Raw genomic sequence first — 23,262 nt, 5'->3', positions numbered from 1 at the left:
ACGATGGATGATTTACGTTTACCTCTTCTAATCATAGGCTTTTTCGCCATTATCGGTGTCACTGCGCATGGCCTGTGGACGAGCCGTAAAAATGCGCGCCGTAAAAATCAACGCGAGGTGGCGATTAGCGCTGTACGCGAGTCTAATCAACGCAGTGCTGACGCCCATCAGCAAGAAGACTTTGATGATTTGGGTGTGGGGCCTGTGCGGGTAATTTCCCGTACTGAGCCGACTTTTGAGCAAGACGAGACGGTTGAGACACTTGAGGATGACATCCCGGTAGAACAGCACGTCGATGAGGCAGCACTCAGTCAGCCGGAACCTCAGGGTCAGCCAGAACAGCAGGCTCAGGCGGTAACGGCTAATCGTCCTCAATGGATGGCGGATGATGATATTCCGGAACCGCCTAGTTCCTTACTAAAACAGCCAACCGACGCGCGGGTAAAGGCTGCACCAACAACCGAAAATGTAGCCCCAGTCGCTACGCCGACAGAAGAGAAAACTGTCGCACTGGAAAAAGAGTCTCTGGCGGATAAAGCACGCAAGCTGGTGCGTGGCGATAAGGCCAGCCCCAAAGCGACTAAGCGCAAAGAGCCGCGCGTGGCAGAAGACCAGCTGCGTATCGATTTTGATGATGAGCCGCAGGTTGCTCCCCAAAACGAACAGAAGCCACGTAGCGCCAAACAGGATGTGCCGGCAGAAGAACAACAGGTGTTGGTACTGAATGTCAAAATGCCAGACGGCAAAGTGATGTCCGGCGCAGCGTTATTGCCGGTGCTGCTGACCCTGGGTTTTAAATTTGGTGCGCAGGATATTTTTCATCGTCATGTGAACAGCAATGGCAAAGGCCCGGTATTGTTTAGCCTGGCGAATATGTTTAAACCCGGCATTTTCGATGTGGATAATATGGAAAACTTCAACACGCAGGGTGTGTCGTTGTTTATGATTCTGCCCATCGAAGGCGATCCGCATCAGGTGTTTAATATGATGCACAACGCGGCGCGCAAGATAGCCGAAGAATTTGATGCGCAAATTCTCGATGGTCGGCGCAGCGTGCTGACCAAACAGGGTCTGCAGCAATATATTGAGAAAATACGCGAGTCAGAACGACGTCGCATGTTAACCCGCTAAATCATCAACGCCCGCCATGCGGGCGTTATTTTTCAGGTACATTGCATGAGCACTTCTCCCCAGCAACGTATTGACCAGTTACGTGAGCAAATCAATCAGCATAATTTCCATTACTATGTGGATGACCAACCGCTAATCCCCGATGCGGCCTATGACAGGCTGATGCAGGAACTCAAGCAGCTGGAAGCAGAGCATCCCGAGTTGATTAGCGCCGATTCGCCAACCCAGAAAGTGGGGGGCGCAGCGCTTGCCAGTTTCGCCCAGGTAGAACACGAAGTGCCTATGCTATCGCTGGATAATGCGTTTGATGCCGAAGAATTTCATGGGTTTAACAAACGTATTGCTGAATGGTTGCGTAGCGACGATGAACTGGCGTTTAACTGTGAGCCTAAATTAGATGGCCTGGCTGTCAGTATTTTATATGAAGATGGCGTTCTGGTGCGTGCTGCCACGCGCGGTGATGGCCGTACTGGTGAAAATATTACCGCCAATGTGCGTACCATTAAAAACGTGCCGCTGCGACTGCGTGGCGAGGATATTCCTGCCCGTCTTGAAGTGCGTGGTGAAGTGTTTATGCCCAAAGCGGGCTTCGACAAACTGAATGAAGTGCAGCTGGAACAGGGTAAAAAGACCTTTGCGAATCCTCGTAATGCCGCTGCGGGTAGCTTACGCCAATTAGACTCGGCGATTACCGCCAGTCGTCCACTGATGTTTTACGCCTATTCGCTTGGGTTAGTAGAAGGCGAACAGGTGCCTTTAGCAGATTGTCATTCAGGGCGTTTGGCCCAACTGAAACACTGGGGGTTACCGCTGTGCGCTGAGAGTAAAGCGGTACGTGGCGCACAGGCCTGTCTGGATTATTACCAGCATATTATGCGGGTACGTAACGCGCTGTCTTACGAAATCGATGGGGTGGTGATTAAGGTCGATAATATCGCGTTGCAACAACGGTTAGGGTTTGTCGCACGTGCACCGCGCTGGGCCATTGCATTTAAATTCCCGGCCCAGGAAGAAATGACCAAACTGTTGGATGTGGAATTCCAGGTCGGCCGCACTGGTGCGATTACTCCGGTCGCACGATTAGAGCCTGTTTTCGTTGGCGGCGTAACCGTGTCTAACGCAACCTTGCATAATCAGGATGAAATAGAACGACTGGGCCTGAAAATTGGCGATACCGTGATTATTCGCCGCGCCGGTGATGTGATCCCGCAGGTGGTGGCAGTGGTTGAAGCTGAGCGTCCTGCTGATGCCACAGATATTGTTTTTCCACAAACCTGCCCGGTATGTGACTCTGCGGTAGAAAAGCTGGAGAGTGAAGCTGTGGCGCGCTGTAGCGGCGGACTATTCTGTGGTGCCCAGCGTAAAGAAGCCATGAAACATTTTGCCTCCCGTAAAGCCATGGATGTAGATGGCCTGGGTGATAAGGTGATCGAGCAGCTGATTGATGCTGAGTTGGTTAAAACCCCCGCGGACTTTTTCAAACTGGAGGTCAGTCAAATTGCCAGTTTGGAGCGAATGGGTGAGAAGTCTGCACTGAATCTGGTAGCCGCGATTCGAAAAGCCAAAGCGACGACATTGCCGCGCTTTTTATATGCATTGGGCATTCGTGAAGTGGGGGAGGCAACCGCCCAGAATCTGGCGAATCATTTTATGACCCTTGAGACTATTCAGCAGGCCAGCCTTGAGGCTCTGACCGAGGTGAATGATATCGGTGAGGTGGTCGCCCAGCATATTTATCACTTTTTCCGGGAGCCACATAACCTGGATGTGGTGCAGGCGTTAATTGAGGCGGGCGTGAACTGGCCTGTTATTGAAAAAAAGTCTGCCGATGAACAACCGCTTGCCGGCCAAACCTGGGTGTTAACCGGTACGTTGACCACCATGGGCCGCAGTGAAGCCAAAACCCGACTGCAGAATTTGGGGGCCAAAGTCGCCGGTAGCGTATCGGCCAAAACTCATGCAGTGGTGGCAGGTGAGGCCGCTGGCTCTAAGCTGAACAAAGCGACCGAGCTGGGGATCCGCGTGCTGGACGAGGACGCCTTAGTCGCGATGTTCGCGCAGCACGGGGTTTGATTTGAACCACCGTCTGGCACTGCCGCTGCATCGATACGATGGACAGGGGCGGGTTTTACCACCGCGCATGTTGTGGCTGGCACTGCTGGTATTGATGCGTGGCTGGCTGGCGTGGTTGCTGGCGTTGGTGATGCGGCCCGATGGCAGTGCACTGCTTGGTCTGTTATATCCACGCCATCAGGACTTTTATACAGCGTTGGCCATCGGATTTTTGCCCTTGTTGTTGAGCCTTATGATCATGCAGCGCACACGACTCTGGCAACATGGTTGGCAAGCGCTGTTTGTCATGATTAAACCTGTGCTGTTGGGATTATTGTTACTGGATATCACTTTCCAGTTGCGGGTGATTTATCTGCAGCATTTTAGTTTTGATCTGTTGTTAGGGGGATTAGTGTTGTTCGACGCCGTGTTGATAATGTGGCTGCAACGCAGCAAAACCCTGCGTATTACACTGGCAGATTGGCAACGACCAGACCCAGAAGAATCTATTTAAATAAAATCTAATAAAAAGCCCGCTTAGTAGAGCGGGCTTTTTTAGGTCTGTTGCAGCTTATTTTAATACGCTAATTTCAATTTTACTTGGGTGTGCGGCATCGTGATAGATACGATGTTCAGCTTTAACAAAGTCCGCTTCAGCCGCTTCAAAAATGTTAGTGACATAGTTTTGCGGGTTACGATCTAGGAATGGGAACATACTGCTTTGCACCAGAATCTGCAGTTTATGACCGCGTTTGATCGTGTGCAGTACATCATACAATTCAAAGTTAACCGGGGTCACTTCGCCGGGTGTAAACGGCTTAGGATCGCTCATTGAATCACGGAAACGACCGCGAATGGCGCCCCAGCGCACTAATTCATGACGATTTCCGACCTTTTTATCCAGATCGTGGCTGTTTTCATCTTTCGGCGGAAACACATCGACCAGCTTGACAATAATGTCCGCGGCGGATTGGGAGGTGCTGAAATGTAATTTGAGCTGAATATCGCCAGCCAGCGTCAGGTCATCTTCCATCGGCTCAGTTTCAAACAGCAATACATCCGGACGACGGGCAGCAAAGCGCTGATCTTCGGCCATATATTCGCGGTCCCATCCGCGCCCAATGGCTTTGGAGTGCGGCACGGGTTTGTTGGGGTCGCTGACATAATCACTGTAACTGTCTTTTGCTTTAGGAGCATCTGCCGACAGCGTTTCCTTAGCAGCAAAATAAAGGGTCTGACGTTTGGCCGCTTTGGGTGGCCAGCTGTCAAAAAACTCCCAGCGTTTGGCGCCTGTATCAAACATGGTCGCTTTGGCCAGATTGGATGATTTGCCGTCTTTCAGATGCTCAACAAAGAAAGGCAGGTGAACATTGGTCTGGAACCACTCACTGGTGTTGAAGCCGTTGTCTGCTTCACCCATGTTGCTGCCTTCACCACGATTCCATTGACCGTGGAACCAGGGACCCATAATCAGGCGCACATTGTCCTTTTTATTGCCCTTAGACATGGTTTGATAGGTTTGCAGTGGACCGTACAAATCCTCAGTGTCATACCAGCCACCTACGACCAGTGTTGCTGGTTTGGTGTTGCCAAGATGTGGCAGGAGGTTACGTGCTTTCCAATAATCATCGTAATTAGGGTGCGCAGCCAGTTCGTTCCAGAATGGTCGCTCATTATGGAAATAATCTTTGTTCACGTTGGACAACGGACCTAAGTCCAGAAAAAACTGATAGCCATCGTGGGTGGCCATGTCCTGACCTTTTGGCCAGATACTGTGTTTGTCTTTTGGGAAATTATCGAAAGTATCAAAAAACACAAAGGCCATGGGTAATGCGAATGCACCATTGCGATGGAAGTCATCAAAAAACCAGTCAGCAATGGGGGCTTGCGGCGAAATAGCTTTAAGCGCAGGGTGCGCATTAATTGAGGCTACAGAGGTGTAGTAACCCGGGTAGCTGACACCATACATACCCACTTTGCCATTGTTATTCGGTACATTTTTCACCAGCCAGTCGACGGTATCAAAAGTATCAGTGGCATCGTCGACTGCGCCTTTTCCACGTTTATAGGCATCCTGAGGGCGCATATTGACGTATTCGCCTTGTGAGCGAAAACGTCCTCGCACATCCTGGAAGACGAAGATAAACCCTTCTTTCTCAAAGGCCTGATCTGGCGCCAGCGTTTTTTTGTATTGGTTTGAACCATATGGGCCGACGGAATAGGGCGTACGCATCATCAGCATCGGGTAAGGCTTTGTGCGGTCGTACGGAACATATACAGCGGTGAAAAGGGTTTTGCCGTCACGCATGGGAATTTCGTATTCGTATTTTGCGTAATGCTGGCGAATATATTCGGCACGGGCATCAACCTGATCGGCGGCCATCGTCATAGGGCTGACAAATAAACACGCGATAAACATCAAAAAACGCTTAGCCATAAATCGATCCTTTATCTGGCATTGAGGTGAAATGATTGTGTTAGAGAAACGGCAGACAGGACAAGGTTACTTGTCCTGTGGTTGGCGGTGTTGGTCGGGAATGTTACTGGGTGTTATTGGCGATCGCCTGCTCAAAGTAATTGCGCACGCTAATTTGATTGTCATTGACCAGACGCTGATAACAAATACCGGCAAAGGGATAACTGTGGCCTGCATATTCCAACACCACGTAAGGCGCATCCGGATTGGAGCCATCGTAGCGCCATTGACCACCGACATGTTGGCGAAACACCTCGCCCACATAGGCACCGTAGATGTTGCACAAGGTAAATACGGCCTGATCTTCCAACACCTGATCTTTATAACGATCAAGCCAGGCTAGCAACACGGAATCAACCTGAACAATGCTTTCGGGGCTGTTATCCAGTTTGACATTGAATTCTTGTTTGGTGGTATCAACCGCATTTTGTGCGCTGTCTATCATCAATTGATCCAGCTCTTCCTGGGTCATGTCCATGCTGTGCTCCATCGCAGTGTATCGTTGCATCTTAATCGAGCTTGGCAGTTGAATACAAATATGGTGGTCAGGCTCGCTAGGTAAGATATTTAGAATGGTTTTTTGCCGTTATCGACAGTTTGCGCAATAAATTTAACATTTTTGATTATTTAGCTTAAAAAATATCCGAAATTCATGTGGTTGTGTGATAATTGCAAGCAAGAAGAAAAGCAACAAAAAATCAGTAGCATTTCGTAACGCCCGGTAAACCAATAATAATTAGGGTCTCCGTGTCATCGGCTTGTCATGAATTATCGCTAGATTCTTCCGGTTTATACCTAAAACAACCAAAAAACTAATCATGCCTTGTTACAGGGCTATGTAGGAGAACACATCGTGCAAATTAAGTATCCGGCTCTGCTGGCACTGTTTCTTGCGCCTGCAACACATGCCGCCGACCTCGCGATTAGCGGGGTAATCGACGGACCACTCAACAGTAATCCCAAAGCAGTAGAAATATTGGTAATCAATGACGTCGCCGACTTAAGTCAGTGTGGTGTTGGCTTCGCTAATAACGGTGGCGGTACCGACGGGCAGGAATTTACATTCCCCGCGGTGAGTGTCAGTGCGGGGACCTACCTGTATGTAGCAAATGAAAGCGCCGATTTCACCGCCTATATGGGCTTTGCGCCGGATTATGTTAGTGGCGCCGCCAGTATCAATGGTGACGATGCGATTGAATTATTCTGCGCCGGCAACGTGATTGATGTGTTTGGTGATATCAATGTCGACGGCACGGGTCAGGCGTGGGAGTACATGGATGGCTGGGCATATCGCGATGCTGACTCTAATGGTGACGCAGCAGAGTTCGTTTTGTCTGATTGGTCTTTCAGTGGTGTAGATGCGCTGGATAATGCAACGACGAATGATACTTCTGCCATGATCTTTCCGGCTCGGACATTTGTTTCTGATGGCACCGGCAGCGGAACGGGTGGCGATAATGGCGGTGACACAGGTGGCGATACCGGATCTGGCACGTTCGTCCCTGTTACTATCAGTGATGCCTGTTATAACTGTCCTGAGCTAAGCACCATTAAAGATCCTGCTTCCTTTGTGGACAGTCAGTACTATGCCGCCGCGATTGAAGCCGATACCAATGCTTTTGGCGCTACAGCATTACGCGCCGCGATTAATGACGCGATCACCGATGGTCATATTAAGCTCAGCTATTCGGAAGTCTGGACAGCGCTGACTAAAACCGATGAAGACCCGACCAATCCAGACAATGTGCTGATTTTATATAAAGGTGCATCGATTCCTAAGTTCGACAATGGCAGTGGTGATCACGCCAACCTGGCCGGAGTATGGAACCGTGAACACGTTTGGGCTAAAAGCCATGGTTTCCCGGATGATGGCTCAACCAACTTTGCCTACACCGATATCAACCATTTAAGACCGGCAGATCGAATCGTTAACTCGACCCGCAATAATCTTGATTTCGACGAAGGTGGCAATCCGGTCAACAATGCTGACGGTAACTTTTACGATAGTGACTCGTTCGAGCCGCGCGACAGCGTAAAAGGCGATGTGGCGCGGATGATCCTGTATATGGACATTCGTTACGAAGGGGAAAGCGAGGCAGTAAACAGCCTGGCTGATTTAAAAGCGGTGGACTCTTTAACAGGCTCTGGTGTGCCAGAAATTGGTCGTTTATGCCGCATGGTGCAGTGGAACGCCGAAGATCCGGTAGATGATATTGAACGCTCACGTAACGAGTGGGTTTATGCTTTCCAGGGTAACCGTAACCCCTTCATTGACCACCCTGAGTGGGTAAATAAAATTTATCCAACCGCAACCTGTGGTGAATTAACCGGAGGTGGCACCGGCGGAACCGGTGGCGGTACAGGTGGCACTGGTGGTTCTGGTGGTGATACAGGTGGTAACACTGGCACCGATCTTGACCCAACAACTACAGGTCAGAATGGTTCTTCGCCTTTGATTTTAACCGGTATTGTGGACGCGACGTTAACTGGCGGTGTCCCGAAAGCGATTGAGATTTATGTGGCGCAGGATATGGATGATCTGAGTGTCTGTGGTGTTGGCTCCGCTAGTAACGGTGGCGGTACCGATGGCGAAGAATTCACCTTCCCTGCGATGGCCGTCACCAAAGGCCAGTTCATTACCATTGCTACGGAAACAGCTAATTTCGAGACTTTCTTCGGACGTTCACCAGATTTAACTAACGGTACCGCACCAAACATTAATGGTGATGATGCGGTTGAGTTGTTCTGTAACGGTGAAGTGGTTGATGTGTTTGGCCAAATTGACGTGGACGGCACGGGTACAGACTGGGAATACATGGACGGGTGGGCGTATCGTAAGGCTGGCACGTTTGCCGGAGGCGACGTGTTCTCCATCAGTGATTGGACCTTCAGCGGTAAAAATGCGCTGGATAATGTGGCCAATAACGCATCAGCAGCCAAACCGGCACCGTTATTGAGCTATACCCCGCCTAGCGGAGAGATCTTTATCTCTGAATATGTTGAAGGGTCGTCCAATAATAAAGCGTTGGAGCTTTACAACCCGTCTATCGAGGCAGTTGACCTGTCCGCCGGTAATTATGCGATTTATCGTTTTGCCAACGGCACCTCTAATGGCACGAAAATTAGCCTCACTGGGGTTATCGGTGCAGGAGATGTGTATGTAGTGGCGAATGGTTCTTCGGTTAACGCTATTTTAGATGTTGCCGATCAAATAAGTGGCACTATCACCCACAACGGCGACGATGCTTACACCTTGACCAAAAACGGCGAAGTGATTGACAGCTTCGGTGTGGTGGGTGTTGACCCCGGTTCTTATTGGGGCAGCGGTGACTATAAAACCGTTGACAATACCCTGGTACGTAAAGCATCGGTAACTTCAGGGGATACCAATACTGACGACGATTTTGATCCGTCAATTGAATGGATTGCACTGGGCAAGGATGACTTCAGTTCACTGGGTAATCGCAGCGGAATTGGTGCGCCTGAGCAAGGTTTAGTGCTGGGTCAATGTTATGATGCCGCGACATTAATTTCTGCAGTACAAGGTAATGGTGCGGTGTCGCCGTTGGACGGTCAGGAAGTGGTGGTTGAAGCAGTTGTGACGTTTGCTGCGCCTGCTCTGAAAGGCTATTTTGTGCAGGAACAACTGGCGGATATGGATGCCGATGCACAAACCTCTGAAGGTTTGTTTGTGTATGCCAATAGCACAACAGGATTACCTGCCGAAGGCGCAGTAATGCGCGTTAAAGGCCAGGTTAATGAGTTCTACAACCGTACCCAACTCAACGCTGCTGAAGTGCTGGATTGTGGCAGTGATTCCGTCTCTTCTACATCAATGAGCCTGCCGTTTAGCGCTGATACCGATGCAGAAGCGTTGGAAGGCATGCTGGTCACTACCACACAATCCTTGTTGGTGACTGATCACTACAACCTGGCTAAATACGGTGAAGTGACCTTATCCAGTCAGCGCCTGATGAACCCGACCCAATTGTATTTACCGGGCTCAGAAGAGGCACAGGCTGTGACTGCAAGTAATGAGTTAGACCGTATTTTATTGGATGATGTGGTATCAGGATCATATCCGGAAACCTTACGTTATCCGGCAGGAGGGCTGACTGCTAACAACACCTTACGTTTGGGTGATTCGGTAGAGCCTTTGGCCGCGATTGTGGACTATGCCTTCAATGCCTACCGTTTATTGCCAGTAGAAGAGCCAGTATTCAGTCAAACCAATCCACGTGATGCAGCGCCGGTTATCGAGCAGGGTAACCTGTCAATCGCCAGTATGAATGTTCTGAATCTATACAATGGTGATGGTCTGGGTGAGGGCTTCCCAACCGAACGCGGTGCGGATTCAGTGCAAGAATACGAGCGTCAATTGGCTAAAGCCGTTGCTGCCATACTGGCAATGAATGCAGATGTTACGGGTCTTATCGAGATCGAAAACGATGGATTCGGTCCTCAAAGTGCTATTGCGCAATTGGTTAACGCATTAAATGCAGAAGCTGGTGATGGCGTATTTGCATTCGTTAACAGCGGTGAGCAAATGGGCACTGACTCCATTAAGTCTGCGTTTATCTATAAGGCCGCAGTGGTTGCACCGAAAGGTGATGCATTGGTTAATCTGGATCCGGTATTTAATCGTCCGCCCGTATTGCAAAACTTTGTCCGTCTGGAAGACGGTGCTGAGGTTGCGGTGGCCATTAACCATTATCGCAGCCGAATTTGTAGTTCCTCTTCAGCAGATGCCGACAAGGATCAAGGTGACGGTCAGGGCTGTTTCAATGGGACTCGTTCGGCTCAATCTCAGGCACTGGTTATCTGGTTGGCAAATGTCGCTGCACAGCTGGAGCATGTTGTGGTTATCGGTGATTTGAACAGTTACGCCATGGAGCAACCTGTTCAGACAATCGTTGATGCCGGATTCGTTAATGCATTTGCCGACAACCATGACTATTCCTACGTTTATCAGGGATTAAGTGGTTCGATGGATCATGCATTGTTGAAAGCCGATATGGCTGAGTATCTGGTAGATGCGACACACTGGCACATTAACGCCGATGAGCCTAAAGAGCTGGACTACAACATGGAAAACAAGTCTGAAGCGCAGTTGGTCGATTGGTACAGCGCCGATCCTTTCCGCGCGTCGGATCATGATCCATTGTTAATTACGCTGGACGTGCCACCACCACCGGTATTTGGTGACTTCAATGGTGACCGTATTGTGGATATGCGTGATTTCTTCGCCTATATGCTGGCGGTGAGATTTGGCTATGAACTGGATATGGCCTATGACCTCAACGGCGATGGCAAAATCAGCATGGCTGATCTCGGCAGATTCCACACGTTATGTACTTACCGTGGTTGTTTGCCAACCCCACCAAAAGGTTGGCAGAAAAATCACAGCGTTCGGGAATTTATTCATCCCGGTCGTAAGTGACCAATCAAAAAGGGGCGTGTAGCCCCTTTTTTGCGTCTGTTATAAATTAACGCTGAATCGGTCAGAGCATCGGTGCATAATCATCGACAAAACATGAGGTATGCATGCAAATACATGTGATTTATGGCGCTGGTTTGATTGGCGTGTATCTGGCCGGATTACTGCGTCAGGCATTGCCTGATGCGAAAGTCTTGGTCGTGGGTCGTCCCTCGGTGCTGGCGCGCTATAGTAAGCAGCTCACTCTTATCAATTTGCAGGGAGACTCCTTGTGTTGTCCTGCTCCTGAGGTAATTGAGCTGGATAATCCTCTCCTTAAACAAGCAGATTATGTGTGGCTGACCTGCAAAACTACGGCACTGGCGTCGGTTTTACATGAACTAACCGGTGTCATCTCAGACACCTGTCCGGTATTCACCTGTCAAAATGGTATTGGCGCACAGGCCATGGTCGCTGAACAGTTGCCACACAACCCGCAAAGCACAGCGCTCATTGGATGTAATGTGGTGCTGGCGGGTGATGATGGTTTGCGTCAATCCAGTGAAGGAGGGTTGATCCTGGAAGATGCTGGTTTATATGGACAGTTGTTGCCCAATTGGCCTGAACGTTTTTGGTCGTTATCCCTGACCGACGATATGCCAGCTATGCAATGGGCCAAGCTTCAATTGAATCTGACCAATGCGGTGAACGCGCTGGCAGATGAACCATTGTTGAATGTCCTGCAACAACGGGCCATGCGCAAGGTGGTGGCATCCATGATGGATGAATTACTCGCCGTTTGCCGCGGGAAGCAACTGGCCTTGCCGCGCCTGACGAAAGTCACGCCCGCCTTACTGCCCTCTATTTTGCGATTACCTAACTGGTTGTTTCGCCGCGTGGCCGCCGCCATGTTAACAATTGATCCCGAGGCAAGATTGTCCATGTGGTGGGATATTCTTCAGGGGCGGCAAACGGAAATAGACTTCCTGCAAGGTGCAGTTGTGCGTGAAGCGCAGAGTCTGGGGCTGGCAGCACCAGTCTGTGATCGGGTTTATAAGGCCATATTAAAGTTACAAACCGGCGAGGCGGTGTCCAAAACTGACTGGTTAGGCTGACTTTGCCTGATACATAGTTGAGTCGGCCAGCTCCAGCCAATGTTCGACACTTTGCACCTCGGCAGAGAATTCGGCATAGCCTATACTTGCCGACAACTGCAGATTTTGGTGCGGCTCTTTGAGATTCATTGGCTTAAATTGCATTCGCCCTAACAGCGTTTTTGCGTCGTTTAAATTGGTCTCAGGCAGAAGCACAATAAATTCATCTCCGCCAAAGCGACCGACCATATCGGAGCAGCGAATTCCTTCGCGAATACTCTGCGCGAAATGACGTAGGGCCTGATCGCCAACTAAATGCCCAAATTGATCATTGATATGTTTAAAGTTATTTAGATCCAGAAATACCAGCGTGGATACCAGTGAATGGCGTAAGCAACGTTCAAATTCCTGATTTATCTGATTAATGATGGTGTGCCGATTAGCGACCTGCGTGAGTGTATCGATACTGGCAATTTTTTCTAATTGTTTGTTTTGTTCTTCCAGCACACGTTGAGAATTGACGTAGTCGGTGCAATCCCGCGCAACGTGGATTTGGCTGGTAATCGCCTGCTGCGCGTCGAATAAGTCGAAGGTACTGCTTTCGATGTAACGGATATGGCCATCGTCCCTGACTATTCGGTAACTCAAACGCCAATTTTTATGCTGATGCTCCAGCAGCGCATGTTTAAATGCAGCCTGATCGTCAGGGTGAATAAGCTGCATAAAACTTTCCGGATCAGCATACAGTTCTTTGGCGCTGCGCCCCCAGATAATTTCATAGCCAGAATTCACATACAGTGTCCGTGAAAAGTGTGGCTCCGTAACCCATACCACCAGGTTGTCTGATAACAGTTCGACGATAGTTTTGAATTTCAGCTCAGAGACCTGTAATGAATCTTCCGCTCGCTTTTTATCCTGAATATTCTCAACCACAGAGATAAAAAATAGTGGTTTTTTTGCGCTGTCGCGCACAATGGAAACGGTGAGTTTGCCCCACAGATAGTGGCCTGATTTATGTCGGTACAGCTTTTCCATGCTGTAATCATCGGCTTTACCATCGATTAAGCGTTGTACATTGTCCAGGTCGGCAGATAAATAGTCCGGGTGGGTGATTTGCTGGAACGTTAGTTGCAAAAATTCCTGTTCTGTATAACCGAGGAAATCGCATAAGGCCGCGTTGACACGGACAAAGTTACCGTCAGTAGATACCTGGGTCATACCGACCGCGCAACGGTCAAAAATCGTTTCAAACATATTATTGGAAAGCGCGTTATCCATCGCTGCATCCTGTCATTTTTATCTTCTGCGCATAGGTATAGTTAAGATGCGCAATAATTTCCGCATGAATAGTAGGGCTTAGGTATAAAAAAACGCCCAGGTTTGGGCGTTTATTCGAAAATTCAGGGAGTTAAGGCTTTTTTGCCTGCTGTACTATGTTACGTACATCCGCCAGTAATGATTTTGCATCGTAAATTATGCCGTCTTTGATGGTGTATTTGACGCCACCGATGCGGGTAGGTTGGCCATTATCACCCAATACAAAATGGCCGGTTCCATAGAGTAACTTAAAGTTCGCCAACGGGTTTTGTTCAACGATGACCATATCCGCCAGCTTGCCGACCGCTAACGAACCAATTTGTTGCTCCATACCCAGCGCTTGCGCGCCGTTAAGTGTGGCGGACTGAATGACTTCCAGTGGATGAAAGCCAGCTTCCTGCAGCAGTTCTAACTCGCGGATGTATCCAAAGCCATAAATTTTATAGATATAGCCCGAATCTGAGCCGGTGGTGACCCGCCCACCATGATTCTTGTAATCATTGATAAAGTTCATCCAGCGTCGAAAGTTATTCTTCCAGTCAATTTCCTTTTGTGTGGTCCAGTCAAACCAATAGCTGCCATGCGCTTGTTTGCTGGGCTGGAAAAACTCCCATAAGGTCGGCAGGGTATAGTCATCATGCCAAATGGCCCGCTGTTCGCGCATCAGATCCCGGTTGGCTTCATAGATGGTTAGCGTGGGGTCCAGTGTGAAATCCAAAGCAAGAAGTGTGTTGCGCACTTCATTCCATTTTTCAGAACCCGGCTCGGCGCTTTGCATCCACAGGCGGCCCGCTTCTTCAAAGCGATGTTGTTCATTGTTGTAATTGTAATCGTGGGGATAATGCTGAATGCGTTTATCCTCAAACATGGCTTCCGGTAATCCGTACCAGTGCTCCATAGTGGTCAGGCCCATTTGCGCAGAATCAACCACATTGGTGCGCATCACATTCAGCTGTGCATGGTGCATAGCACTGCCCAGCCCCTGTTTTTTGGCTTCGTCCAACGCTGCAGCCATAATCTCCGGACGGGCACCGAAGAACTTGATCCCTTTGGCGCCTTTTTGCCGAGCTTGTTTGACCCACTTACGCGCCTGTTCCCCCGTAGAAATTGGTTCATCGGACCCCATGCCAAATCCCAGATAGGGGATAATGCGTGGTGCCGTGATGGTATTTTGGGCGCTGCGATTGACGTGGTCTAATACCCAATCGAGGCCATTGAAACTACCCGGTTCACGTACCGTGGTAATGCCATGAGCCAGCCATAACTTGAATACATATTCCGCCGGAATATCATCGGCAGAGCCGCCAATGTGCCCGTGCATGTCAATAAAACCAGGCAAAATGGTGTGACCGCTCAGGTCCAGTTCTTTATCTCCCGATTTTGCCTTGGGGCGATACTTTGGATTGATAGGGGCACCCGGTGCTCCCACGCTGACGATATGAACAATGCGATTGCCTTCGATAACGATATCGACAGGGCCCTGCAGGGGGGCACCTTCACCGCTGACATAATTAGCACCGCGTAAAATAAGGCGCGGGAAGGGACCATCACCTTCTCCGGCAGGACGGTTTGGCGCGGACGCTCCGGGGGTAGCACTGGCAGGCAGTGCCAGCAACAGCATCAGGCTGGCAATCAATAGTTGGCGCATAGTCTTTCCTTGGACCTGATCAATGAAAAATAAACAGTATTTTCAATTAACTAGGTATTGTTGTCGGTTTAATAACCGTTCTATGCTAGGCCAAACAGGGAGAGAAATACCATGCATATAATCAGAAAAATTCTGCTGGGCAGCGTATTGGTGTTGTTAGTGTTGGCCGGGATCGGCTTTTTGTTGCCGTCGCAGTATCGGGTTGAACGTAGTATTGATATTGCTGCGAAGCCAGAGGTGATTTTTGCTGAGCTTGCCGATCTTCGGCAGTGGCATAGCTGGTCGGTGTGGTATCAGCGCGACGCGTCTATGCTGGTGGAATATAGCGGCGAGCCCGGCCAAACTGGTCAGTTGTCACGCTGGCAAAGTGCGAGTCAGGGCAATGGAGAAATGCAAATTATTCTGGTTGATGCCCCCAAGCGATTGCTATACCAGTTGCGTTTTGAAGGCTTTGACATGGTCTCAACCGGAGAAATCACGTTAATTGAGCATGAGGGGCGCACTCAGGTGGTCTGGGCGGATTATGGCGATCTTGGTAACAATCCGGTTAATCATTACCTGGGGTTGGTGATGGACTCAATCATCGGGCCGGATTTTGAGGCCAGCTTGCGTGGCCTCAAACAACAAGTAGAAAAGTAATTAAGGGCGCTGTGAGTACTGGCGGAAATACTGGTGAATTGCCACGGCCAGTAACAGATGAAAGAAACTCTCAGATAATCCGGCACTTTGCATGCCGGTTAACGCCAATGCACCGGCGCCTAGAATGGCAATAAAGGCGGTAGCAAAGTGATAGGCAGGAACCTTATTGCGATACAGGCTGAGACCTTGAATAACAAATGCAGCTATGATGGCAACATCTTTAAGCCAACTGATTTGCAGGGTATAGCCCAGCATAGATACCAACAGCAGCAAATATAATGGGAAATCATCCCGCTTGATGGTACCGGCTAATACTGTGAAATACGCGACGATTCCAAAGTAACTGGCAATCTCACTCATCCAAATGTGGTAGGCCACTAGATCACTACCTGTGTAGCGTAATGCGCCCAAACAGGCAGCGATGCCTACGGTAAGCAGACCCAATGCCGCCACTCTTGGAGCCAGTCGCTTTACGACCAGCAACTCCAGGCAAATGGCAAAACAGTTGATCATCAGAATTAATTCCGCTGCAGCGGCAAATAACTGGGTTGGCAAATTAATAATGTCCGTATTCAGAAAAAGTAATCCGGTTAGAAAGAAACCGACGCCTGACTGGAAATTCTACTGACCCTCGCGCTAGCATACAAGTAATTGAATCAGGAGCGATTAGGTTAAATGCGCGCAAATAATATCGCCGAGTTAATCGGCAATACAGATTTACTGAAAATACCCAGCTTATCGGCGCTATCTGGCAGCGATATTTATGTGAAGTGTGAATTCCAAAATCCTGGGGGCTCGATTAAAGACCGTGCGGCCTTACAGATAGTTACCGATGCCATGCAAACGGGTGAACTCAAACCCGGCATGACTATCGTAGAAGGCACTGCCGGTAACACAGGTATCGGCCTGGCGTTGGTGGCGAAAGCGTTTGGATTGAATGCTTTAATAGTGATGCCGAATGATCAATCACCACAAAAAGCGCAGGCAATCAGTTTGTTTGGCGCAGAGCTCAAGACGGTACCACCGTGCCCATTTGCAAATCAGGATCACTTTTATCATCAGGCCCGGCGTATTGCCGAGAGCCGCGAAGATGCATTTTGGGCAAATCAGTTCGAAAATCTGAGTAATTTCAGGGCTCATTATCTGCAAACCGGCCCAGAAATTTGGCGGCAAACCGGCGGCAAGATAGACATTTTGGTGTCCTCTGCAGGAACCGGTGGGACATTGGCGGGAAATTCCCGCTACTTAAAGGAATGTAATCCGAACATTGAAGTGTGGTCGGTTGACCCTGACGGCTCCGGGGTCTATCACTTTTTGCAACATGGCGAATACAAAAATAATGGCGGCTCGATGACTGAGGGCATTGGCATTATGCGCCTGGTGAATAATTTCAAACAGGCGCGTATTGATACGGCGATTAATATCGGTGATGCGGATATTGTCACCATAGCCCGCTATGTGCGCGATCACGATGGGATTTTGCTGGGCAGCAGCAGTGCTCTGAATGTGGCCGGCGCATTGATGGCCGCGATTCAGCGCGGCCCTGGCAAAACGATTGTTACGTTCGCTTGTGATTTAGGCGAACGCTCGGCAGGGAAACTGTATAACCCTGACTACCTGGCTGGGCGCGGCCTTGGCCCCACATTTGAAACAATTGACCAGCTCACCACGCGTTATGCCAGTGATGAGGCCAGCGCCAAAGCTGTACAAGTTAACTGGCAGGGGATGCTTGATTAATGCGCCTTAACTGCGATTTGGGCGAAAGTTATGGGGCCTGGCAGATGGGGGCCGATGACGCGGTGATGCCGCTGATTGATCAGGCCAATATTGCCTGTGGCGTGCATGCCGGTGACCCAATTGTGATGCAGCGGACCATCGCCATGGCGCTGGAGCACAATGTTCAAATTGGTGCTCATCCCTCCTATCCGGATCGGCAAGGTTTCGGTCGCCGCAGTATGGCGTTGTCTGAACAAGAATTAATAGCGTGGCTGCATTACCAACTCAGTACACTGGATGGCATGGCCAAGGTGCAGGGCGGCAAACTCGTCTATGTGAAGCCACACGGCGCCTTGTATAACGATATGATGCATGATGAAGCATTACGTCACCTTATTTACAAGGCAATGGCGCAATATGACATGTCGTTGTCTCTGATGGTGTTGGCTGGGCCTAATGGACAAGTCTTGAGCTGTGAAGCGAAACAATTTGGTTTGTCGCTGCTGTTTGAAGCGTTTGCCGATCGCCAGTACGCCGCCAGCGGTGACCTGATACCACGTCAGATCGAGGGGGCGGTGTTGAGTCACAGTGATGCGCTGCGCCAGGCGTCGCAGCTGATTGAGCACCAGACCGTGACCACCGCCAGCGGCGCGGTTATCGCTGTTCAGGCGGACAGTTTATGCGTGCATGGCGATAACCCTGAGGCGCTGGCATTACTAAAAGATATCCGGGCGCTGATGACTTAATGAAAATTCAGCAGGGTGGGGCGAATAGTCTGATCATTTACGGGGAATTCAGCATCCTTGAATGGTCGGCACTGGCACATTGGTTACGGGATAATTTCCGCCAGATTGGCGTTATCGACGCCGTTGCCGCCCCTGAATCAGTGTATGTTCAGTTTGACCCTGTACGAATTGATGTATTTACCTTACGCCGTAAAATTCGCCACTGGCAACCCGTTGCCAGCGCACGTCTGGCTTCGACGCAACATGTTTTACCCGTGTGTTATGACCCCGCATTCGCACCGGATCTGTATGAAGTTTGTCGTCAGTTAAAGGTATCCTCAGACCAATTGATTAATTGGCACTCAAATCAAATATTTACGGTTGAAGCCATCGGCTTTGCGCCAGGATTTGCCTATCTGTCGGGTGTGCCGGATACGTTCCAGTTACCACGTCGAATGCGTCCTCGTACCCGTGTGCCGCCTGGCTCGGTTGCACTGGCTGAACGCTGGAGTGCAGTCTATCCCCAGGCGTCGCCGGCCGGCTGGCATATTATCGGTATTTGTCCTATGCCGCTATTCCAGCGATCGGCTGAGCCGCCGGTTATGCTGAATGTGGGAGACACCGTGCGGTTTACTCCCTGTACCATCAGTGAGGTCAGGCAATGGCTGCCCTGATTGAGTTTTTACGTGCGGGTCCGTTAACCACCTTGCAAGGTCCTACCCGTGCAGGATTATCTCATTACGGGGTCAGTCCCTGCTTTGCTGTGGATGCAATCAGCCTGATGCAGGTCAATCAGTTACTGAAGCGTGAACCATTGGCTCCTTGTGTGGAAATGGCGCTGGGCAATATAGAACTGAGATTCGCACAGACTGTGCAAGTCGCATTGTGCGGTGGCCACGGGCAAATTTACCTGGATGGTGTAAGAGTGCCTATGTATCGCACTTTTAAAGTTAAGGCGGGGCAACACTTACGTATTGGTCCGCTGACGCAAGGTAATTATATTTATTTGGGCATGGCGGCGCACTTACATGAGTCGACCAGCTTTGCCAGCCCATCATGCAGCGTGCGCGAAGAGCTGGGAGCGAATCAGGGCAGGCCTTACAAAAATGGCGACGTGATTCAGGGCAATCCCCTTACCGATATACCAATCCAAACCATTCCATTCGCCCAGCGACTCACATATCCGTGGCAATTAACCTTATCGTTAGTCCCGGGCTATCAGTTCCGGCAACTACCCAAAGGACTTAAGCAGGTGTTTTTTTCTCAGCCCTTTACTGTGAGTGCTGAATCTGGTCGCATGGGGGTGAGATTAGCCGGGGTTAATCTGCCGTCCAGTCAATTACGCCTGGTATCTGAAGGGCTGGGATTAGGTGCCGTGCAAATTCCCGATAACGGACAACCGATTGTGATGCTGGGGGAACATCAGACCCTTGGCGGCTACCCTAAAATAGGCTCAGTAATCGAATCTGATTGTGCTCGTCTGGCCCAGGCGAGGCCGGGTACTAAAGTGCGTTTTCGCTTGTTGAGCCGATTTGCTGCTAACCACCTCAATTAAACCGCGATTCATCAATATCCTATGGCTTTTCAGTTATTTGCAGGATAAATCTGTGCGAAATGAACTGCGAAACGCATCGCAGATAGGATAAACTGCTCAGTCTTTTAACCTTATATGTTTGGTAGCCATGTCAGTCGCATTTTTAAACGGTGAATTTGTCAAATTATCTGAAGCGCGTATCTCACCGTTAGATCGGGGATTTTTATTTGGCGACGGTGTATATGAGGTAATTCCGGCATATGCAGGCAAAACCGTTGGACTGCGACCGCACCTTGCCCGTTTGAATAATGGATTGGCTGCGCTTGAGATAACCACGGGTTGGGATGACGCTCACTGGCAACAGACCATTGATGGATTGCTGGCCCAAAACCCAGTGGGTAACTGGGGGGTTTATATTCAGGTGAGTCGTGGCGCAGATGTCACCCGTTTTCATGCCTATCCGAAAGATGTCTCGCCCACGATCTTTATGTTCGTTTTTCCTATTGCTACGCCGCCAAGTGAGTCGCCGCAAACTGTGAAGGGATTAAAGGTTGTCAGCGCTGAGGACCTTCGTTGGCAGCGCTGTCACATTAAGTCCACCTCTTTGCTGGGTAACGTTATGCATTTTCAGCAAGCTGTAACCCAGGGGGGCAATGACACGTTGTTATATGACAACCAGGGAAATCTGACCGAATTCAGCAGCGCCAATGTGTTCGTTGTGCAAGGTAACGTTATTTCTACTCCCGCATTGGATAACCATATTTTGCCGGGTATAACCCGCCTGATGTTATTGGACATGCTGCGTAAGCAGAACAAATATCAGGTGGTGGAAGGGGCAATTGGGTTGCAACAGGCTCGCGCGGCGGACGAGATATGGCTGACCAGTTCCAGTAAAGAAGTGTCACCGGTATTAAAGCTGGATGGCCGCAACGTGGGCGACGGTCTGCCAGGTAAAGTCTGGCAGGATGTGATTGCCTTATACGGCCAGCAAAAATACGATTATTAGAGCAGTTCATGACCCGACCAACCCAGGCCAAAATCAATCTTGCCAACCTCCGACACAATTACCAGTTTGCTAAACAGACGACTGGTGTTGCCTGTTTAGCGGTCGTCAAAGCCGATGCGTACGGACATGGTGCGGCGGCTATTGGACGTGCGCTTGAGCAAGAGGTTGACGGTTTTGCGGTGGGTATGCTTTCAGAGGCACTGGAGTTACGTCAAAACGGTATTAATAAGCCGGTACTATTGCTGCAAGGTGCCCATGAGCGTGGTGAAATAGGCGACATCGTTGCCAATCAACTTACCATGCTGATTGCCTCTGACTATCAGTTAGCCTGGGCGCTGGAAGCAAAGATTCCTGAGCCAATTGATGTCTGGATTAAATATGACACAGGCATGCACCGGTTAGGTTTATCACATAGCGAGGTTGTCCGGGCAATCAATTCGTTAAACAACTTACCCTGGGTGAGAAGTCTGACGCTGATGACCCATATGGCTTGCGCGGATGAGTTCAATCATCCGCATACACAGGGCCAATTGGTGCTGTTTCAGCAACTGGCACAGCAGTTCAGATTACCTGTTAGTATCGCCAATTCTGCATCATTGTTGTCGTTGCCGCAGACCCATGGACACATTGCCAGACCGGGTCTGATGCTTTACGGCACGTCACCGCTGGCCTATGAACATGCCTTAGCGAGTCAGTTAAAAGCAGTAATGACATTGGAAGCCAGTGTCATAGCGTTGCATCAGGTTCAGTCGGGGGAGTCCGTCGGTTATGGTGCGACCTGGACTGCACAGCGTCCTTCTGTGATTGCCACCTTGTCGGTTGGCTATGGCGATGGTTATCCCCGTGTAACGACCTGTGATTCGTTTGTCGTTATTCGCGGTCAGCGCGCGCCGGTTGCTGGTCGGGTATCGATGGATATGATGTGTGTTGATGTTACTGATATTAAAGGTGTTATCTGCGGCGATGTGGCCGAGTGTTGGGGCAGCCAGGTTCCGGTTGCCCACGTCGCTCAGCAAGCTGGCACGTTAGCCTACGAAACTCTGGCAGCGATGCCGGCCAGAGTTCCACGGGTTTATACCGAATAGCAGACGCTTAAGCCTTGTAGGCGTAGTCCACTTTGTTCAGGAGTGCAGGGTTCGCCACGTCTAGCCTGACCGGTTGCTGCAAAATAATTCGTCCGTCAATTTGCGAATCGGCGCTTATCGTCAGCGTAGGTTGGTGGTTGTTATTCCCAGACCACCAACTGCGTTTCTTACTTTTAAATACGATATCGCCCTTAATGTGCGAAGAGCCATCCAAACTAACATCGCCGTTCAGGCTGATGATATCGCCGCTTACCTGACTGTTATGCACCTTGATTTGACCATTCACACTTTCGATATTATGCGCGATGTGACTGCCGTTGGTGCGTATGTCACCGTTGACCGAATTCACATTGTCTGCCTGATTGTTGTGGGTAAGCTCGATATTGCCGTTAACCGCATCGATATCTTTGGCCGCAGCAAACGCCTGCAACTCGATATTGCCATTGACGTTGCTGACATCCCCAACCTGACGATGTGTTTCGATGCGTAAGTCACTGTTAACGCTGGACAAGTCGGACTGATTGCTACGGACGTAGCCGAACTCGATGTCACTGTCGTCGCCATGGCCGCCGACATGCACAATACAGCCACTCAAGCCCATGGAGCAGGTGATCACACTGGCAAGTAATAATTTTTTCATTGAGTTTTCTCACGTTATTGTTAGTTGTATTTGCTAGGCAAAAATCAAACCAAAATATTAAGTTATTGATTTTAAATCAAATTGTATTGATTTGATGATGAGATCATCTCGGGCTCGTGGCGAGAATCACGAAAATACGTGGATATTGGCTAAATTACTTGAGGGGGCACTAAATATGCGGATAATACCCGCAAATTTTTAGGGGGATTTATGGCAATTTCAGCTGACTTAGCTGCCCGTAGCGGCGAGAAATGTGAATTATGTGGTAGCACGGATGGCCTTGAGGCTGTCGAGGTGTCGGATGCACCGGTTGGCTTTAGTGCTGATGTCGTGTTATGCGCAACCTGTGCGCAGCACAGCAAAGATCCGGGCGGCATTGACGCGCATCATTGGCGCTGCCTGACCGACAGCATGTGGAGCCAGGTACCCGCGGTACAGGTGTTATCTGCCAGATTGTTGAATAAGATCAGCGCAGAGAGCTGGGCGCAGGATGCACTGGATATGTTGTATCTGGATGACGAGTTACAAAGCTGGGTCGAGGCGGGTAATGTCGATGAAATTGTTCACCTGGACTCAAATGGCGTCCGCCTGCAAGCCGGTGATAGCGTCACGATCATTAAAGATTTAGACGTAAAAGGCACCAGTTTTGTTGCCAAGCGTGGAACACCGGTGCGCGGCATCTCACTGACGTCGAATCCTGAGCATATCGAGGGGCGGGTTAACGGCACCAAGATTGTTATTTTGACCAAATATGTGAAGAAAAACTAATCACAATCAAGTGAT

Annotated in this window: 19 protein-coding genes; 13 read left to right on the top strand and 6 right to left on the bottom strand. The window is 49.8% G+C overall.

From position 1 onward, the window contains the following. The first annotated feature begins 3 nt into the window (after nt 1–3). Genes zipA through TK45_RS03150 form a run of 3 tightly spaced genes read left to right on the top strand, consistent with a single transcriptional unit; the run spans nt 4 to nt 3,697 of the window. Entirely contained in the window at nt 4–1,131 is a 1,128-nt protein-coding gene (zipA, locus tag TK45_RS03160; RefSeq protein WP_131257179.1) for a cell division protein ZipA, read from the top strand. A 45-nt stretch (nt 1,132–1,176) separates the two neighbouring features. Next, a complete protein-coding gene (ligA, locus tag TK45_RS03155; RefSeq protein ID WP_131257178.1) occupies nt 1,177–3,204 on the top strand; it encodes an NAD-dependent DNA ligase LigA in 2,028 nt (675 codons plus the stop codon). 1 nt (nt 3,205) lies between these two features. Then, entirely contained in the window at nt 3,206–3,697 is a 492-nt protein-coding gene (locus TK45_RS03150) for a DUF2919 family protein (protein ID WP_131257177.1), read from the top strand. A gap of 57 nt (nt 3,698–3,754) precedes the next feature. Here TK45_RS03150 and TK45_RS03145 read toward each other — a convergent pair whose 3' ends face one another. Next, a complete protein-coding gene (locus TK45_RS03145; protein WP_131257176.1) occupies nt 3,755–5,620 on the bottom strand; it encodes a CocE/NonD family hydrolase in 1,866 nt (621 codons plus the stop codon). 103 nt (nt 5,621–5,723) lie between these two features. Further along, a complete protein-coding gene (locus tag TK45_RS03140; RefSeq protein ID WP_131257403.1) occupies nt 5,724–6,137 on the bottom strand; it encodes a hypothetical protein in 414 nt (137 codons plus the stop codon). 375 nt (nt 6,138–6,512) lie between these two features. Here TK45_RS03140 and TK45_RS03135 point away from each other — a divergent pair, with 375 nt between their 5' ends. After that, a complete protein-coding gene (locus TK45_RS03135; protein ID WP_131257175.1) occupies nt 6,513–11,099 on the top strand; it encodes an ExeM/NucH family extracellular endonuclease in 4,587 nt (1,528 codons plus the stop codon). A 104-nt stretch (nt 11,100–11,203) separates the two neighbouring features. Further along, on the top strand, nt 11,204–12,190 hold the full coding sequence (locus TK45_RS03130; protein ID WP_131257174.1) for a ketopantoate reductase C-terminal domain-containing protein: 987 nt from the start codon (nt 11,204–11,206) through the stop codon (nt 12,188–12,190). Here TK45_RS03130 and TK45_RS03125 read toward each other — a convergent pair. Beyond that, nucleotides 12,182–13,447 carry a diguanylate cyclase gene (locus TK45_RS03125; protein WP_131257173.1) on the bottom strand — a complete coding sequence of 422 codons (1,266 nt, stop codon included), beginning with the start codon at nt 13,445–13,447 and terminating at the stop codon, nt 12,182–12,184. The genes TK45_RS03130 and TK45_RS03125 overlap by 9 nt on opposite strands. Nucleotides 13,448–13,577: 130 nt before the next feature. Further along, nucleotides 13,578–15,134 (bottom strand): amidohydrolase family protein, encoded by a 1,557-nt coding sequence (locus TK45_RS03120; protein ID WP_131257172.1) that lies wholly within the window; start codon nt 15,132–15,134, stop codon nt 13,578–13,580. 111 nt (nt 15,135–15,245) lie between these two features. Between TK45_RS03120 and TK45_RS03115 the strand changes: the two genes are divergently transcribed. Then, entirely contained in the window at nt 15,246–15,773 is a 528-nt protein-coding gene (locus tag TK45_RS03115; RefSeq protein WP_131257171.1) for an SRPBCC family protein, read from the top strand. Here TK45_RS03115 and TK45_RS03110 read toward each other — a convergent pair whose 3' ends face one another. Further along, nucleotides 15,774–16,328: a hypothetical protein gene (locus tag TK45_RS03110; RefSeq protein ID WP_131257170.1), complete on the bottom strand. Its 555-nt coding sequence runs from the start codon at nt 16,326–16,328 to the stop codon at nt 15,774–15,776. A gap of 120 nt (nt 16,329–16,448) precedes the next feature. Between TK45_RS03110 and TK45_RS03105 the strand changes: the two genes are divergently transcribed. From TK45_RS03105 to alr, 6 genes are all read left to right on the top strand, one after another. After that, entirely contained in the window at nt 16,449–17,510 is a 1,062-nt protein-coding gene (locus TK45_RS03105) for a cysteine synthase A (protein ID WP_131257169.1), read from the top strand. Continuing rightward, on the top strand, nt 17,510–18,235 hold the full coding sequence (locus TK45_RS03100) for a 5-oxoprolinase subunit PxpA (protein WP_131257168.1): 726 nt from the start codon (nt 17,510–17,512) through the stop codon (nt 18,233–18,235). Before TK45_RS03105 ends, TK45_RS03100 begins: the two co-directional genes overlap by 1 nt. Then, entirely contained in the window at nt 18,235–18,888 is a 654-nt protein-coding gene (locus TK45_RS03095; RefSeq protein ID WP_131257167.1) for an allophanate hydrolase subunit 1, read from the top strand. The genes TK45_RS03100 and TK45_RS03095 overlap by 1 nt, the downstream gene beginning before the upstream one ends. Then, nucleotides 18,876–19,769 (top strand): biotin-dependent carboxyltransferase family protein, encoded by an 894-nt coding sequence (locus TK45_RS03090; protein WP_131257166.1) that lies wholly within the window; start codon nt 18,876–18,878, stop codon nt 19,767–19,769. The genes TK45_RS03095 and TK45_RS03090 overlap by 13 nt, the downstream gene beginning before the upstream one ends. Nucleotides 19,770–19,896: 127 nt before the next feature. After that, nucleotides 19,897–20,754 carry an aminotransferase class IV gene (locus tag TK45_RS03085; RefSeq protein ID WP_131257165.1) on the top strand — a complete coding sequence of 286 codons (858 nt, stop codon included), beginning with the start codon at nt 19,897–19,899 and terminating at the stop codon, nt 20,752–20,754. Between the two features lie 8 nt (nt 20,755–20,762). After that, nucleotides 20,763–21,839 carry an alanine racemase gene (gene alr, locus TK45_RS03080; protein ID WP_131257164.1) on the top strand — a complete coding sequence of 359 codons (1,077 nt, stop codon included), beginning with the start codon at nt 20,763–20,765 and terminating at the stop codon, nt 21,837–21,839. Between the two features lie 7 nt (nt 21,840–21,846). On the opposite strand, the gene TK45_RS03075 is transcribed toward alr, so the two are convergent. Further along, the gene (locus TK45_RS03075; protein ID WP_131257163.1) at nt 21,847–22,479 is read right to left on the bottom strand and encodes a hypothetical protein; all 633 of its coding nucleotides are present in this window, start codon (nt 22,477–22,479) and stop codon (nt 21,847–21,849) included. A 210-nt stretch (nt 22,480–22,689) separates the two neighbouring features. On the opposite strand from TK45_RS03075, the gene TK45_RS03070 reads away from it, so the two are divergent. After that, complete coding sequence (locus tag TK45_RS03070) at nt 22,690–23,247, top strand: alkylphosphonate utilization protein (RefSeq protein ID WP_131257162.1); 558 nt, start codon at nt 22,690–22,692, stop codon at nt 23,245–23,247. Nucleotides 23,248–23,262: the final 15 nt, after the last annotated feature.

It is taken from the genome of Bowmanella sp. JS7-9 (genome assembly GCF_004329715.1).
GTDB classification, from domain to species: Bacteria; Pseudomonadota; Gammaproteobacteria; order Enterobacterales; family Alteromonadaceae; genus Pseudobowmanella; species Pseudobowmanella zhangzhouensis.
Note: the sequence above shows the minus strand (reverse complement) of the source record. Positions and strands in the feature narration are given on the sequence as shown.

Bases quoted from the DNA above. Each gene is read 5' to 3' on its own strand.
- zipA (WP_131257179.1), top strand. From the start codon at position 4: ATGGATGATTTACGTTTACCTCTTCTAATCATAGGCTTTTTCGCCATT.
- ligA (WP_131257178.1), top strand. From the start codon at position 1,177: ATGAGCACTTCTCCCCAGCAACGTATTGACCAGTTACGTGAGCAAATC.
- TK45_RS03145 (WP_131257176.1), bottom strand. From the start codon at position 5,620: ATGGCTAAGCGTTTTTTGATGTTTATCGCGTGTTTATTTGTCAGCCCT.
- TK45_RS03140 (WP_131257403.1), bottom strand. From the start codon at position 6,137: ATGGACATGACCCAGGAAGAGCTGGATCAATTGATGATAGACAGCGCA.
- TK45_RS03130 (WP_131257174.1), top strand. From the start codon at position 11,204: ATGCAAATACATGTGATTTATGGCGCTGGTTTGATTGGCGTGTATCTG.
- TK45_RS03125 (WP_131257173.1), bottom strand. From the start codon at position 13,447: ATGGATAACGCGCTTTCCAATAATATGTTTGAAACGATTTTTGACCGT.
- TK45_RS03120 (WP_131257172.1), bottom strand. From the start codon at position 15,134: ATGCGCCAACTATTGATTGCCAGCCTGATGCTGTTGCTGGCACTGCCT.
- TK45_RS03115 (WP_131257171.1), top strand. From the start codon at position 15,246: ATGCATATAATCAGAAAAATTCTGCTGGGCAGCGTATTGGTGTTGTTA.
- TK45_RS03105 (WP_131257169.1), top strand. From the start codon at position 16,449: ATGCGCGCAAATAATATCGCCGAGTTAATCGGCAATACAGATTTACTG.
- TK45_RS03100 (WP_131257168.1), top strand. From the start codon at position 17,510: ATGCGCCTTAACTGCGATTTGGGCGAAAGTTATGGGGCCTGGCAGATG.
- TK45_RS03095 (WP_131257167.1), top strand. From the start codon at position 18,235: ATGAAAATTCAGCAGGGTGGGGCGAATAGTCTGATCATTTACGGGGAA.
- TK45_RS03090 (WP_131257166.1), top strand. From the start codon at position 18,876: ATGGCTGCCCTGATTGAGTTTTTACGTGCGGGTCCGTTAACCACCTTG.
- TK45_RS03085 (WP_131257165.1), top strand. From the start codon at position 19,897: ATGTCAGTCGCATTTTTAAACGGTGAATTTGTCAAATTATCTGAAGCG.
- alr (WP_131257164.1), top strand. From the start codon at position 20,763: ATGACCCGACCAACCCAGGCCAAAATCAATCTTGCCAACCTCCGACAC.
- TK45_RS03075 (WP_131257163.1), bottom strand. From the start codon at position 22,479: ATGAAAAAATTATTACTTGCCAGTGTGATCACCTGCTCCATGGGCTTG.
- TK45_RS03070 (WP_131257162.1), top strand. From the start codon at position 22,690: ATGGCAATTTCAGCTGACTTAGCTGCCCGTAGCGGCGAGAAATGTGAA.